The following is a 14,287-nucleotide window of genomic DNA, read 5'->3' as shown; positions in this document are numbered from 1 at the left end:
GCCCACCACAGTAACCAGCCAACCCATCCACAGCGCCCTTCCGGCAGTCACGCGTCCCTCCCTCACCCCCAGAACCCACGCACGAGCCGCATCCACTGCCCAGACGAGGTGTCTGACCCCACGCGAACCGAGTCGTACGCCTTGCATGTGCGGGTGGGCCTCGCTTGGCAGGCGGGCCTTCCTTGTCGGGCGGGCCTTCCTTAGCAGGCGGGCCTTCCTTGCCGGGCGGGCCTTCCTTGCCGGGTGGCCTTGCTTGTCGGGTGGATGGTCCTTGCCCTGTCGTCAACATGCCGCAGAAACCAACCCGCTCTCGTAGGCCGCGATGACAAGCTGCGCCCGATCGCGAGCGTCGAGCTTGTTGAGCAGATGACTGATGTGCGTCTTCACTGTGGCCAGAGTCACCTGAAGGTGCTGAGCGATCTCGGCGTTGGACAGACCTCTGGCTATCAACGTGAGAACCTCCCGCTCCCGCTCCGTCACGCCGTCCAACCCTTGAACACGAGGTGAGGCCGGCGTGCGCGCGAACTCCTCGATCAGCCGACGCGTCACAGCCGGGGCCAGCAACGCATCCCCAGCCGCCACCACCCGAATGGCGGCGATCAAATCAGCTGGCGGAGTGTCCTTGAGCAGGAATCCACTGGCCCCCGCGCGCAACGCGTCGTAGACATACGCATCAAGATCGAACATCGTCACGATCAGAACCCGTGTGGTGTGCCCGATGTGCCTCGTCGCCTCTATACCGTCCATCTCTGGCATGCGCACGTCCATCAGCACGACATCGGGACGGGTTTCCCGCGTGACCGCCACAGCCTCCGCCCCCGTAGCGGCCTCACCGACGACCTCCAGATCAGGCTCTGAGTCCACCAGCACCTTGAAGCTACCTCTGAGCAACGCCTGGTCATCGGCGACGAGCACCCGGATCACGAAGCCCTCCGATAGGGCAGCTCGGCCGACACCCGAAACCCGCGCTGGGGAAGCCCTCCTGCTTCGAAGACTCCGCCGTACATCATGACCCGCTCTCGCATCCCGATCAGCCCATGCCCCAGCCCTTCGCCTGGCACAGTCCGGTGCCCCGGCCCGTCGTCTCTGATCTCAATCCGAACAGACCGCCCATCGTCGACCACCGACACCCAGCAACGAGCCGGTGCCGCATGCTTCACGACATTTGTCAGCGCCTCTTGCACAATCCGGTAGACGGACAGCTCCACACCTTCAGGCAGCCTTCTCGCTCCACCTGCTCCCCCACGCTCCGTCCGGGGCCGGACACCGCCCGCGCTGCCCTCAGCCCTAAGGCCCACCTCAACATCATCAACCGGACTCGGTTCTGAAGGGGACCTCCCCTGCGCTGACTTCCGCAGGTTACGACGGCCCGTTTGGCTCGCCTCCAGCACATCACTAGGGCCGGTCCCACCGAACTCCCGCACATCACCGGGGCCGGTCACGCCAGACTCCTGCACCTCACCACGACCATTCCGGCCAGACTCCCTCACATCACCGTCTGTGGTGTCCGTCTCGCCGTTGCGGTCCTGGCGATCGTCGTCGCCGCTCCTGACGCGAACATCGAGGTCGACTCCCACCCCAGCCAACCGGGCCTGTTCCACCAAAGCACCTAATCCGCTGATGCCCGGCGCCGGATCGAGTGTCGGCGTGTCAACAGAGCGGAGAACCCCAAGCAGGTGACGCATTTCAACCAGCGCACTTCGGCTGGCCGTCTCGATCACGCGCAGCGCCTCATATGCCTCTTCTGGCCGGGTGGGCAGGACATGGTTGGCAACGCCGGCCTTGACCGCGATCAGCCCCACATTGTGGGTCACGACATCGTGCAGCTCACGCGCAATGCGCAACCGCTCCTCGCTCACGGCCTGGGCCGCCATCCGCTCGGCGTCATGGGCCGCATAAATCCTCCTTTCGCGCACTGCCCGCCCGACCGTCCAGGCACCGCCCAGCGCCGCGACGCCGATGAGCATCTTGTCGACGCCCAACAACCACTCTGGAGCGGCCGCCTTGGGCGCGCCTCCGGCCACCACCAAGCCAAGCCCTGTGACCGCCGTGACCACTCCAATGGCGGAACTGGGCAACCAAGTGCTGCGACTCTGGGCCACCGCCACCAAATAGAGGGCGTACGCCGGCGATACGTAGGCGAAACTCACCGCACCGAGCCAGACGGCCACGATGGCGACCACCAACGTGAACAGGAAAACCGGCAGAGGGAGCACCCGTCGCATGGCCAGCGGCAGCCCTAGGCCCAGAGGGACGGCGAGCCGGACCCATGGTGGCAGCTCCCCCGCGTTGACAGCCGCCGTCAAGAAGACGAGCGAGAGGCCCAAGCCGGCCGCCATGTCCAACATGATCAGCTGGGCACGTGGCAGCCGTCTGGCGAAGAGGGGTTGCGAGGCGTTCACGCGACGAAGGTAGCCGGTGAACCGAGGCTCGCACGTCAACCCGGGGTCTGAGATTGAGGTTCGGACCGTGGTCCGATGTGGGGAGGGCCCGCCGTGCCGCAACCTAACGGCGTGATCGATCTCCAACACCTCACGAAACGCTACGGCCGCACGCTCGCGGTCGATGACCTCTCCTTCACCGTGCTGCCGGGCCACGTAACCGGATTCCTCGGCCCCAATGGCGCGGGCAAGTCCACCACCATGCGACTGGTCCTCGGCCTCGACGCGCCGTCGTCCGGCGCGGCACTGGTCAACGGCAAGCGCTACGCCTCATTGCCCAGGCCCATGCATGAGGTGGGCGCCTTGCTCGACGCAGGCGCGATGCATGGCGGTCGCAGCGCCTTCAACCATCTGCTCTGCCTGGCCCGCACCAACGGCATCGGCCCTGGACGAGTGTCGGAGATGCTGGAGCGGGTGGGCCTGGCCGGCGTTGCACAGAAGCACGTCGGCGGGTTCTCCCTCGGCATGAAGCAGCGGCTGGGCATCGCGGCCGCGCTGCTCGGCGACCCTGGCGTGCTCATGTTCGACGAGCCGGTCAACGGACTCGACCCCGATGGAGTGCGCTGGATCCGCGATCTCATGCGCTCATTGGCCGCGGAGGGCAGGACGATCCTGCTGTCCAGCCACCTGATGAGCGAGATGGCGCTTACCGCCGACCATATCGTCATCGTCGGCAGAGGAAAGTTAATCGCGGAAGAGACCGTCCAAGAGCTCACCACGCGCTACCCCTCCCTCGAAGACGCCTATCTGGCGCTCACTGCCGGCAGCCTGGAGTACGGAGCATCGGGGTCATGAGAATGGCTTTCTCCTCCGAGTGGCTCAAGTTGCGCTCGGTCGCCTCGACCTACTACGCGCTGGGTTCAGCCGCCCTCATGATGCTTTTCGGGGTGGGGTGGACGATCTATGTGAGCAGTCTGGCGGAGGAGCGTGGATCCCTGAGGGCCGCCGCCCCCGAAGAGGGTTTCCTCCCGCTCGTGCAGATCAGTCTCGCCACTATCGGCGTGCTTGCCATCACCTCCGAGCACGCCACGGGAATGATCCGCGCCAGTCTCACCGCCGTGCCGAGCCGAGGCACTCTCCTGCTGGCCAAGGCCGCAGTCGTCGGTGGGGTGACGTTCGTCGCCGCTCATGTGGTCCTTCTCGTCACCTACGTGGCCGCCCGGTTGATCGCGGGAGATCGTCAGCTCGGATTCAACAGCACCGGCTTCTCCGATGATTTGCCGTTGCTGTTCGCCTCAGGTGTCTCGGTCACCGTGCTGGCCCTCGTAGGGCTTGGCCTGGGGGCCGTCACTCGCTCAACGGCGGCGGCGATCGTGTCGGTGGTGGCGATGCTATTCGTCCTGCCCGGCATCGCGACCTACCTACCTCAGCCGTGGAACAGCAGGGTGGCATCTCTGATGCTGCCGAATCTCGTCCCCCAGATCGCCGGCGATCGGCTCTCTTCACGCCTGGGCGATGGCCTGCTGTCTCCCGGAGTGGCCTTCGTGGCACTCATCTCATACGCGCTGGTGGCTCTCGCCGTCGGCTTCTACTTCCTGTGGAGGAGGGACGCATGAGTGTTCTCGCCTCCGAATGGCTCAAAATCCGCTCGGTACGGTCAAGTCACCTCACCGTGAGCATCAGCCTCGGCGGCATCCTGCTCGGCCTTGGACTCGCATGGATGGCTGTTGACATGTACGACCACGCCACCCCAGCACAGAAGCCGGGTGCTCGCCTTGCCGAGCTCGAAGAAGTCGTGCTCATGGTGCCCCAGCTCTGCATGGGCGTCCTGGGTGTGCTGGCCACGACATCCGAATACGCCACCGGTTTCATCAGAACGAGTCTGACCGCTGTGCCCAAACGCTGGCCTGTGATGGCCGGAAAGTCCGTTGTGGTCGGTGTCATCGCCCTGTTCACAGGCTCAGCGGTGATCTTCGCCACCTACTTCGTGTGCCGGGCACTGATCGCTGACCGCTTCGGCGGCCTCTACCAGATACCGTTCACGGACAAGCTGCCGCTCTTGACCGCCTTGGCGCTCACAGTGCCGGTGTTCGCGCTGCTCGGCGTAGGACTGGGGTCGATCCTTCGCACCGCTTCCGGCTCGATCGTTGTGCTGGTGGGCGCCGTGTACGTCGTCCCCATCATCGTGGGCAACCTGCCCCAACCCTGGAGTGACCTGCTGGGATCTGTGATGATCGGCGCTCTCCCGCATGAGATCACCCGCGATACGACCACGAACACGGTGTACGGCTCACTTCTGCCACCTGTGGCGGCGGCCGCAGTCCTGGTGACCTATGCCCTGCTACCCCTGCTCGCCGGCACCTGGCTGCTATGCCGAAGGGACGTGTGACATGGCACCGTTGGCTGCACTCTTGCGGGCACCACGACATGTCGTCACCTGCGACGCGATCTTGTGGGAGGCCTGTTCGCCTCTCGCACAACCGAAAGGCCGTTCACGGGTACGGCAGGCACACATGCATGCCGTACCCACGACGAAATCAGACCTCGACCACCACAGGGATGATCATCGGACGGCGGCGATAAGTGTCGCTCACCCAGCGTCCGACGGTGCGGCGGACCACGCGGCGGATCTCCTGCATATCCACCACTCCATCAGCCGCCTTGTCCTGCAGAGCCTTCTCGATCTGCGGGATGAACTGCTCGAACTGTGCCGGATCGATGCCGGAGCCACGCGCGTGGATCTCCGGGCCCGCGGTGATCTTGCCCGTGGTGGAGTCCACGGCGATGACCACGGAGATGAACCCCTCATCACCGAGGATCCTGCGATCCTTCAGCGACACGTCTGTGATCTCACCGACCGACGAGCCGTCCACGTACACGTACCCGGCATGGACCGCACCGACGACCTTGGCGCGGCCGTCGACAAGGTCGACCACGACACCGTCCTCGGCGATCACGATGTGATCGTCCGGAACTCCGGTGAGTGCGGCCAGCTTGGCGTGGGCCCTCAGGTGACGCCACTCGCCGTGTACCGGCATGAAGTTGGACGGCCGGGTGAGGTTCAGCACGTAAAGCAGCTCGCCTGCGGCCGCGTGCCCGGAGACATGCACCTTGGCGTTGCCCTTGTGCACGACACGAGCACCCCAGCGGGTAAGCCCGTTGATCACCCTGTTGACCGCGGTCTCGTTCCCCGGCACCAGGGACGAGGCGAGCAGGACCGTGTCCCCCGCGGCGATACGGATGGGATGGTCGCGATTGGCCATCCTCGACAGTGCCGCCATCGGCTCACCTTGAGAGCCAGTGCAGACCAGCATCACGTCCTCTGGCGGCCACTCCTCGATGTCGCGGGAGTCGACGATGACGCCCTGCGGCACCTTCAGGTAGCCGAGGTCGCGAGCGACCCCCATGTTTCGCACCATCGACCTGCCGACGAGCGCGACCTTGCGGCCATGCTTGGCAGCCGCGTCGATGACCTGCTGGATACGGTGCACGTGAGAAGCAAAGCTCGCGACGATGACCCGCTGTTCAGAGGTACGGATGACCTCGTCGATGACCGGACCGATCTCACGCTCGCTGGTGACGAACCCCGGCACCTCGGCGTTGGTCGAGTCGGACATGAGCAGGTCGACGCCTTCGGTGCCGAGCCTGGCGAAGCCGCCCAGGTCAGTAAGTCGACCGTCACTCGGCAACTGGTCCATCCGGAAGTCGCCGGTGTGCAGCACAATGCCGGCGGGCGTCCTGATGGCCACGGCCAAGGCGTCCGGAATCGAGTGGTTGACTGCCAGAAACTCACAGTCGAACGGCCCGAAGGTGTGACGTTCACCCTCGACCACCTGGAGCTTGGTCGGCTGGATCCTGTGCTCGGTGAGCTTGGCCTCGATCAAGGCAAGCGTCAGCCGGGATCCGATCAGCGGGATGTCACGCCGCTCTCGCAGGAGATACGGCACAGCCCCGATGTGGTCCTCGTGCGCGTGCGTCAGAACTATCGCCTCGACTTGGTCGAGGCGGTCTCTGATGTATTCGAAGTCGGGCAGGATCAGGTCGACACCCGGCTGATCAGGCTCGGGGAACAGCACCCCGCAGTCAACGATCAGCAGACGGCCGTCGTACTCGAAAACGGCCATGTTTCGGCCGATCTCACCCAGCCCGCCCAGTGCGACGATGCGCAGCCCTCCGTCGGGCAGCGGCGGTGGGGGGCCAAGATCAGGATGCGGATGGCTCATGGCCGGCCCCCAATGTCAAATCGTGTTCTCAAAGCTTCCGGTTCCTCCCCGTTTCTATGCGTCTGTCAACTTCACCCCGCCGGCTACCAGGCAAGCACGCAGCTCGGCGATTTGCTTCTCCGTCGCGGACACGAGCGGCAGGCGCACCGGTCCGACCGGCACCCCCACCATGCTCAGCGCCGCCTTGGCCATGATCGCGCCCCCCGCGCTCAGCATGATCCCGTCGACCACGGGCGCCACCTGGCGGTGAATGACCAGGGCCTGGTCGACATCACCACCACGGTGCAGTTGGATCATGCGGGCGAGATCGGCGCCCACCACATGGCCTACTACGCTCACGAACCCAACCGCGCCCAGCGACAGCCAGGCCAGGTTAAGCAGATCGTCGCCGGAGTAGAAAGCGAGGTCGGTCATCGACATCATCTGACTACCGGCGAACAAGTCTCCCTTGGCGTCCTTCACGGCCACGATGCGATCGTGCTGGGCCAACCGAAGCAAGGTCTCGGTCTTGATCGGCACTCCGCTACGCCCAGGAATGTCATACAGCATGACAGGCAGGTCCGTCGCATCAGCGACAGCGCTGAAATGTCGATACAGCCCTTCCTGCGGGGGCTTGCTGTAGTACGGGGTCACCACGAGGAGACCATGGGCCCCCTCGCGTGCGGCCCGTTCTGCCAGCTCGACGCTGTGACGGGTGTCGTTGGTGCCTGCACCCGCCACCACGGTCGCCCGATCGCCGACCGCCTCCAGGACAGCAGCGAGAATCCGTGCTTTTTCGTCGTCGGAGGTAGTGGGGGATTCGCCGGTCGTACCGCTGACGATCAATCCGTCGTTACGCTGCTCGTCCACCAGATAGGTAGCGAGGCGTCGCACAGCCTTGTAGTCGACCGCGCCATCATCAGTGAACGGCGTGACCATGGCGGTCAACATGCGGCCGAAAGGCGCATCGATGGTTCCAGTGGGCGATGCCATAGTGCGAACGCTACCTGGATTCCCAAATCCGTTGGACGCCGCCACCCCGCTTTGCCAGCCTGGCGCCGCTTTTTATCACACCGTCCTCCGGCATCTCTTAGCACATTCTACTACAGTCCGCAGCCTATCGATCGCCCTCCGCTTTCTCCTCCCACCGCCGCTACTCCCGACCCACTGCGCCTATACCCACCCCCGGCAGGCAAACGCGCCCCGTGACCATGCTGTCCACCTCGAAGTACCAAGCCCCGCTCACGTACCGAGTAGGCGACTCGCCATGAGGGTGCGCCAGACTCGCGCCAAGAGCGCGCAGTCCATCGGAACGGTGGCTCACGGCTGGCGGCTCACGGCTGGCGGCTGGCGGCTGGCGGCTGGCGGCTGGCGGCTGGCGGCTGGCGGCTGGCGGCTGGCGATGATGTCGCGGAGGGCCTCTCACACAGTCCATGGCTTCGGAGGACACGGCTTCGGCGTTGAGCTACCCGACAAGGTGAGATGGCTCTCGCCGCCACTCCATGGCACTAGCTCCGGCCGCAGCCGTCGACTCCTTTGCTCCGGAGCCGAAGTCCGCCACAGCGTATGGAGCGCCTCCAGCCGACGCATCTCATCAGCCACCCGCATGGGGGGCTTCAGTCGACGGCTCTCATCAGCGACCCCGCATGCTAGGCATCTCGAAATCGCGAACCAGCAAAGTCGCTACGAGCGACACCCCTGATCATTTACCCGATCACGATCACGTCTACTCAGTACACGGTCACGTCCACGAACAACCGAGAGAGGGTGCCAGCGCACCAGTAAACGACTGTCCTGAGTGACCTCCACGGCCTACGACAATCCCCCGCCTGGCGAGCCACTTCTAGGCCCACCCATAACTCGTACCAGCAGGTGCGAGGACCGATGGCAGCCTCGCATGCGAGAAGCTCTCGGCTGTCCAGATCCCGCCACCGCAGGGGTAGTAGCAGAGGATTACAGGTCAGCGGTTAGCGCGGGGCCGCTGCGCGTCGTCGCCGGCTCCGGCGTCGAGCGCCGCGCGCCGCGCGCAGGAACGTGAACTGCTGGTACGCAGGTCAGCCAGGACGGGTCAGGGCGGAGCGCAAGGCCGTTTCGCGGATCAGCCCAGAGCCGACCCCACCGGTGGTCGCGCGTGGCGGTGCGCCGATATTGGTTGCAGACCGGCCAGGTGGCGAGGGCTGGAGCGCGGCCCACAGCAGAGCGCGGCTCACAGCGGGGTGCGGCCCACAGCAGAGCGCGGCTCACAGCGGGGTGCGGCCCACAGCAGAGCGCGGCTCACAGCCGGGTGCGGGGGCGCTGGGGAGGGGTATGGGAAGAGGTCGCCGATATGTGCTCGGGGGTACACACATCGACGACCTCTACCGGAGAATCGCCAGCCCTTACACCGGCGTTACAGAGTTTCTCCGATAATTTTCCGCTACTGCAAAGTTGGGGCTCCAGCAGTCCTCGATGACGGTCGGTTACCTGCCGAATACGGCAACATGGGGCAACGCCTCACACGAACCCCCAGGGATGGACTAGTGGCCACCTCAGATCCGGTCTACCTGCGTGTCGTCGAAGACATTCGGCGACAGATCAACGACGGCTCCCTTCCTCCCGGCTCGCCCATTCCCTCGCGGGCGCAGCTGACCCGTAAGTACCAAGTCGGCGAGACCGCCGCCCGCCACGCTCTGCGCGTCCTCGCGGGTGAAGGGCTCATCATCGGCCGAGTGGGCTCGGGCCATTACGTGAGGGAACGTCCCGATCTTGCGCCCTTGCACCGCTGGCGCTTTCTTGATCATTCCACCCCGTTCGCCGCCGATCTGCAGTCCCAGGGCAGGCGGGTGACCTGGGATTGGCACAGCGAGCCCACCGAGGCCGGCCCTGACCTCGCAAGACGACTCCGAGTCGATCAGTCGGCGACCCTGACCAAGACGCACTACGTCTTCCGCGGCGACGGCCGGCCGCTGCAGCTGGCCACCGCCTACGAGCCGCTGGGGTTCGCCGCCCACAACGTGGAGGAGCGGCGCAGCCTGGTCACCAGGATGTACGCGCATGGCGTAAAGATCACCGAGGTTGTCGAGAGCGTCCAAAGCCGCGTCCCCGACCCGAGCGAAAGTGACGTCCTCGACCTTCCGGCAGGCGTACACGTCCTGCATGTCGAGCGCACGCACTGGGCCGGCGACCGACCCGTGGAGACCAGCGACATCATCATCCCGGGTGACCGGTTCCGTATGGTCTACAGCATGCCGGTCTGACCACCCGCCACCGTGAGCTCCGCGCCGCGACCGCTTCGTCCGCCGGAGCTCACGTTCGACTACGTATTTGAATCCGACTTCGTATATGAATACGGCGGCGAAGCCGGACCTTGTTCACGCAACGCGGCGAGTGCGCGACCACATGCGGCTGGACAAGAAGGTCCGCGGCGCCAGATCACGGCACCGCGGAACATGCCGCCAAGGCCGGATCGCATCGCCATGCAGCGCTCCATCCAGAGCCGAACCTCGCCCATGGAGCACCGTGAAGCAGGATCCCGGTGCCACGGGGCGTGCCCTTGGGACTGGTCCACGTACATGAGACACGTTGGGGCCGGGCCGCGCCACCGAGCATGACGGATGAGCGATCTTCGCGCCGTGTGAGCACCCACCGGCGAGCACGATCGTCATGCCCCGCTCACCGACGGAGCAACTGACCACACCGCGCCTCAAGCGGGAACGCACTCCGGCAGTCACCTCCTGCGCGAAAGCCGACCAGGTCGACGCGATCGCCCCGAACAGAGAAATCCACCACGAACCACACCAGGTAGCGTCGCCGCAAAGCCCGCGACCGCCCCTCAATAAGCCGATATGTCGCGGTATTTCGTGGACAACACTCCGTCAGCGGCCATACGACCCAAGCGCCGATGAACGAAATAAGAGCCGCACTACCCCACGTATCGGTCATCGCGGAATCGCGCGAATGCGCAGGCCAGAGGTTGTCGGTGGTCGTTGATAGAACTTTTTTGGAGGTGCGGGGATGCGAGTGAAAGACCTGCCGAGGCGGGAGCGGCCGCGAGAGCGGTTGATGGAGAGCGGGGCCGCGGCACTGGCGGATCGAGAGCTGCTGGCCGTGCTGCTCGGCTCAGGGTTTCGTGGGCACAGCGCGATGGATCTGGCGGCCCAGGTCATCGCACACTGCGGCGACCTCGACGGGCTGGCCCGGTCCGAGCCACACCGACTGCTCGCCGTGCCGGGAGTGGGCCCCGCCAAGGCGGCGCGGGTGGCTGCGGCCTTCCATCTTGTCCGGCGCGCGGAGGCGGAGCCCGAGCCGGCGCGGGTCACCAGCACGGCGGACCTGGCCCTGGTAACCGCGCCGCTGTTGCGCGGGCACTCGCACGAGCGGCTGGTCGTGGTCGTGTGCGATGTTCGCGGCGCGGTGCTGCGGCGCACGGTGCTCACGGAAGGCGGGGCGGATCACACGACGGTTCCGGTCCGGGAGATCATCACCACGGTGCTGACAGCGGGGGGCGCCGCATTCGGCATCGCTCACAACCACCCGAGCGGCTCACTGCATCCCAGCGACGCCGACCTGATGGCCACGAGCCGCCTCATGGAAGCCGCCGAGACGGTCGGCCTGCGGTTCCTCGACCACCTCATCGTCACCGACTCGCTGTGGCGGCGCATCGAAGGTTGACCACAACGGCGGCCCAGACCGCAAAGCCGTACAGGCCGCGTTCATCGGATGCAGCGCAATGAAGCAGATGAAGCAGAAAACTGTAGGGCCTTTCACTCTCCACCACCGAAAACGCGCGTTCTCTATGAAAGCGCGGAAGGGCAGCGGCACCATGGAAAGCCATGCCATCCTCGTTCCTGCGGGCAGGCCATTTCATGACCGGCCAATTGCTCGTGATACGTGGTCCCGCGCCTCCCGGAGGGGGCGGGACCACGTGGCCCGCTGCCGGGCGATCCTCGGATTTCGATCATGAAGAGGACAACGATCCGACGGCAGGTTCACCGGAGATCGTGGACAGCGCCACCATCGGTGATCCAGGCAAGTCGACCACCGAGGACACCTCCCGCCAGGCTCCTCGGGTTCGCGTCCACGGGAGCCGGTCACGTTCACGGACGTGACCGGCCTCCGACGAGGAGCGAGCGGCGAGCGTACTCAGCTGAAGTGCGCGGCGTGGCCGTGGACCCACTCGCTGAAGCTGCGAGCAGGACGGCCGGTGAGGTTCTCAACGGTCGGGACCACGGTGTACGCCTCTGGAGGCGGATCGCTCTGCCACGCGGCGAGCAGGTCGATCAGCTCGTCCGCGTGACCCGCCTGCTTCCATCGCGCCCGTGCCTGCTCCTCGGTGAGCTCGTCGAACCGCAGCGCACGATCGATGACGGCGGCGATGATGTCGAGCCGCCGACGCGGGGTCAGCGCCTCGGGCCCGGTCAGCGTATAGATCTTGCCCGCGTGCCCCGGCTCGACGAGCACAGTTGCCGCCACCGCTCCGACGTCGGCCTCGTGCACCATCGCGGCCGGAACATCACCGAACGGTTCCCGTACCGAATCTTCGGTGCGGATGGACTCGGCCCAGCCGAGCGTGTTGCCCATGAAGTCGACGGGCTGGAGCCGGGTCCATGCGAGTTCGCTCGTCTCTACGGCCTCCTCCACCGGGCCCAGTTGCCCGTTCCACAGGACGGTGGCGCGGCGGACGCCGGATTTCAGGGCCAGGGCGACGATGTCGGGGCCGGTTCGCAGCGTGGCGTAGTCGTCTCCGCCCACGGTCAGCAGGTGTACGCCGGTCACGCCGTCGAAGGCGGGCGCGAGGGTCTCCGGGGCCGTGAGGTCTCCGGCCACCACCTCCACCTGCGGCGGCAGGTCGGCCTTCGCCGGGTCGCGGGTCAGTGCGCGGACCTGCTGTCCGGCCTGGAGCAGGTGGTCGACGACGTGGCGACCGGCCTTCCCGGTCGCTCCGGTCACGAGGAACGTCATGCCAGGTCCTCCTTTCAGAGAACCCCGACGCTAAGACCTCAACCACGCCTGAGGTCAACCGCTCCGACTGGCCGGCGGCTGGAAAAGGAGGACTCCGGCGGGCCTGAGCGACCAGGAAGCCCGCCGGAGTGCCCCGGTGACCCCCCGCGAGCAGGCGGCAGGAGCTCGCGGGGGAGTTGACCCGGCAGGCGTGGTGCGTGGGATGACGCCTGCCGGGAGCCTTCAGCGGGGTACACACCTCCCGGATCGTCTCCGGCAGGCTGAGTGGGGCCATCCCCTCAGGAAGAGGAGGGCTCGCGCCAGCGCGGACGGCCGGCGTCGCGCGATCATCGTGCCGCTCCCTTCAGCAGCTTGGCCCACAGTTCGTTGATCGTCAGAGCGACCGCGTCCGGACTCTCCGCAATGAGCAATCCACCACACTCCTTGCTGATCCGGCGGATGAAGCGCACACCGCCTGCCTGACACAACTCGTAGGACGTCGGCTGGCAATCGCAGGTGTAGTCGCGAACCCGCACCCGGACCATCCGGGGCTGCTCCGGCAGCCAATCGATCAGCATCGACACGCCGATCGGTGCCCTCACGTGGTGCCCGTGATAGTCCCCCGATTCCCAGAACATGGACTCACTATAGCCCAGACGTATTCATAGGTCTATGCCCGCCTCCATAGACCTATGAGCGTCCGCTTTGTACGCGCATGTCTGCTTTCGTCTATAATCCTGTTGTGCTTGACCGCGAGGGGCCAGTGCCCATCTACAAGCAGGTCGCCGACCTCATCCGCGAGCGGATCGAACGCGGCGAACTCAAGGCGGGTGATCCCGTACCCAGTGAGGCAAAACTGGAAAAGGATTACGAAATCGCCAGAACAACCGCTCGCCGGGTGGCACGGGAGCTGCGAGAGCAGGGCATGGCCTATACGATTCAGGGCGAAGGAACCTTTGTCGGGAAGCCTGGCGCGCCCCACACACTAAGCAGATTTCCGCGCTATCAACAAATTGCCGAAGAAATCGCCGGGCGGATACGACAAGGCGATTTCCCACCAAACAGGGCGATTCCTGGCGAAAAAGTCATGATGCGACAGTACGGCGTCGCCAAGGTGACCGCGCGTCAAGCCGTGGCCTATCTCAGAAAGCAAGGCTGGGTCTTCACCGTCCCCTATCGGGGAACATATGTGACGACCAAGGACAAGTGGCCGAAGAACGAGGGCCAGTAATCTTTGTCCTTTCCCCGATATACCCTTGAGCAATGCTCGATCCTGATGGTGACACTCACCTCTATGTGCAGATCAGCGAGGTGATCCGGTCGCGCCTCGTCCAGGGCGGCTCCCCTGGCGATCCTGTGGCCAGCGAGGCGGACATCCAGCGAGAGTTCGGCGTAGCACGCACCACGGCGCGCAGAGCGATCCGAGTGCTTCGCGACGAAGGGCTCGTCCATACCGTGCACGGGGAGGGCACCTTCGTCGGTGTCCATGCCGAAGCTCCGCGCCTCCCCCGGAAAACGCCGCTATATCAGCACATTGCCGAAGAGATCGCGAAGCAAATCGGCGCCGGAGACTTCCAGCCAAGGCGTCCGATCCCTAGCGAAACAACCCTGGTCCAGCAGTATGACGTGGCACGCGAGACCATCCGGCGAGCCATGGCGCTCATGCGGGAGCAAGGATGGATTTATACGGTGCCGCAACGCGGCAGTTACGTCTCCCCTGAGGAACAATGGCCCACCGGCTGAAAAGCCGACGACGAGTTATTCGGCGAATGCCTGCGCGGTTGC

General features: G+C 65.4%; 12 protein-coding genes and 1 pseudogene. 7 read left to right on the top strand and 6 right to left on the bottom strand.

Features of this window, described 5'->3' with window-relative positions; genetic code table 11:
* Positions 1-282: 282 nt before the first annotated feature.
* Both IEY87_RS27220 and IEY87_RS27215 read right to left on the bottom strand, forming a co-directional pair.
* A complete protein-coding gene (locus IEY87_RS27220; RefSeq protein WP_189141624.1) occupies positions 283-924 on the bottom strand; it encodes a response regulator in 642 nt (213 codons plus the stop codon).
* On the bottom strand, positions 921-2,402 hold the full coding sequence (locus IEY87_RS27215) for a histidine kinase (protein ID WP_189141623.1): 1,482 nt from the start codon (positions 2,400-2,402) through the stop codon (positions 921-923). The genes IEY87_RS27220 and IEY87_RS27215 overlap by 4 nt, the downstream gene beginning before the upstream one ends.
* A gap of 111 nt (positions 2,403-2,513) precedes the next feature.
* On the opposite strand from IEY87_RS27215, the pseudogene IEY87_RS27210 reads away from it, so the two are divergent.
* The 3 genes and pseudogenes from IEY87_RS27210 to IEY87_RS27200 all read left to right on the top strand — a co-directional run.
* Positions 2,514-3,167, top strand: a pseudogene (locus IEY87_RS27210) (ABC transporter ATP-binding protein); the annotation flags it as partial.
* Positions 3,168-3,232: 65 nt separating this feature from the next.
* Positions 3,233-3,997, top strand: coding sequence for an ABC transporter permease (locus IEY87_RS27205; protein WP_189141621.1), 765 nt, complete (start codon positions 3,233-3,235; stop codon positions 3,995-3,997).
* The gene (locus IEY87_RS27200; protein WP_189141620.1) at positions 3,994-4,770 is read left to right on the top strand and encodes an ABC transporter permease subunit; all 777 of its coding nucleotides are present in this window, start codon (positions 3,994-3,996) and stop codon (positions 4,768-4,770) included. The genes IEY87_RS27205 and IEY87_RS27200 overlap by 4 nt, the downstream gene beginning before the upstream one ends.
* Before the next feature lie 148 nt (positions 4,771-4,918).
* On the opposite strand, the gene IEY87_RS27195 is transcribed toward IEY87_RS27200, so the two are convergent.
* Together IEY87_RS27195 and dapA are read right to left on the bottom strand one after the other, a co-directional pair.
* On the bottom strand, positions 4,919-6,604 hold the full coding sequence (locus IEY87_RS27195; protein WP_189141619.1) for a ribonuclease J: 1,686 nt from the start codon (positions 6,602-6,604) through the stop codon (positions 4,919-4,921).
* A 54-nt stretch (positions 6,605-6,658) separates the two neighbouring features.
* On the bottom strand, positions 6,659-7,576 hold the full coding sequence (gene dapA, locus IEY87_RS27190; protein ID WP_189141618.1) for a 4-hydroxy-tetrahydrodipicolinate synthase: 918 nt from the start codon (positions 7,574-7,576) through the stop codon (positions 6,659-6,661).
* A 1,526-nt stretch (positions 7,577-9,102) separates the two neighbouring features.
* Here dapA and IEY87_RS27185 point away from each other — a divergent pair.
* Positions 9,103-9,819, top strand: a complete 717-nt coding sequence (locus tag IEY87_RS27185) for a GntR family transcriptional regulator (protein WP_189141617.1) — start codon at positions 9,103-9,105, stop codon at positions 9,817-9,819.
* Positions 9,820-10,576: 757 nt separating this feature from the next.
* Positions 10,577-11,233: a JAB domain-containing protein gene (locus tag IEY87_RS27180; RefSeq protein ID WP_189141616.1), complete on the top strand. Its 657-nt coding sequence runs from the start codon at positions 10,577-10,579 to the stop codon at positions 11,231-11,233.
* 471 nt (positions 11,234-11,704) lie between these two features.
* Here the strand turns inward: IEY87_RS27180 and IEY87_RS27175 are convergent, their stop codons facing one another.
* Together IEY87_RS27175 and IEY87_RS27170 are read right to left on the bottom strand one after the other, a co-directional pair.
* On the bottom strand, positions 11,705-12,523 hold the full coding sequence (locus IEY87_RS27175; protein ID WP_189141615.1) for an NmrA family NAD(P)-binding protein: 819 nt from the start codon (positions 12,521-12,523) through the stop codon (positions 11,705-11,707).
* 326 nt (positions 12,524-12,849) lie between these two features.
* On the bottom strand, positions 12,850-13,140 hold the full coding sequence (locus tag IEY87_RS27170) for a hypothetical protein (protein WP_189141614.1): 291 nt from the start codon (positions 13,138-13,140) through the stop codon (positions 12,850-12,852).
* A 104-nt stretch (positions 13,141-13,244) separates the two neighbouring features.
* Between IEY87_RS27170 and IEY87_RS27165 the strand changes: the two genes are divergently transcribed.
* Positions 13,245-13,733, top strand: a complete 489-nt coding sequence (locus IEY87_RS27165) for a GntR family transcriptional regulator (RefSeq protein WP_229699390.1) — start codon at positions 13,245-13,247, stop codon at positions 13,731-13,733.
* Positions 13,734-13,765: 32 nt separating this feature from the next.
* Positions 13,766-14,245, top strand: a complete 480-nt coding sequence (locus IEY87_RS27160) for a GntR family transcriptional regulator (protein ID WP_189141612.1) — start codon at positions 13,766-13,768, stop codon at positions 14,243-14,245.
* The last annotated feature ends 42 nt before the right edge of the window (positions 14,246-14,287 follow it).

The organism is Nonomuraea glycinis (assembly GCF_014646515.1).
GTDB classification, from domain to species: Bacteria; Actinomycetota; Actinomycetes; order Streptosporangiales; family Streptosporangiaceae; genus Nonomuraea; species Nonomuraea glycinis.
The sequence above is the reverse complement of the archived record's forward strand: the minus strand, read 5'-3'. Positions and strand labels throughout refer to the sequence as shown.

Coding starts and splice junctions, on each gene's coding strand:
- dapA (WP_189141618.1), bottom strand. CDS start 7,576: ATGGCATCGCCCACTGGAACCATCGATGCGCCTTTCGGCCGCATGTTG.
- IEY87_RS27170 (WP_189141614.1), bottom strand. CDS start 13,140: ATGTTCTGGGAATCGGGGGACTATCACGGGCACCACGTGAGGGCACCG.
- IEY87_RS27180 (WP_189141616.1), top strand. CDS start 10,577: ATGCGAGTGAAAGACCTGCCGAGGCGGGAGCGGCCGCGAGAGCGGTTG.
- IEY87_RS27160 (WP_189141612.1), top strand. CDS start 13,766: ATGCTCGATCCTGATGGTGACACTCACCTCTATGTGCAGATCAGCGAG.
- IEY87_RS27200 (WP_189141620.1), top strand. CDS start 3,994: ATGAGTGTTCTCGCCTCCGAATGGCTCAAAATCCGCTCGGTACGGTCA.
- IEY87_RS27175 (WP_189141615.1), bottom strand. CDS start 12,523: ATGACGTTCCTCGTGACCGGAGCGACCGGGAAGGCCGGTCGCCACGTC.
- IEY87_RS27205 (WP_189141621.1), top strand. CDS start 3,233: ATGAGAATGGCTTTCTCCTCCGAGTGGCTCAAGTTGCGCTCGGTCGCC.
- IEY87_RS27195 (WP_189141619.1), bottom strand. CDS start 6,604: ATGAGCCATCCGCATCCTGATCTTGGCCCCCCACCGCCGCTGCCCGAC.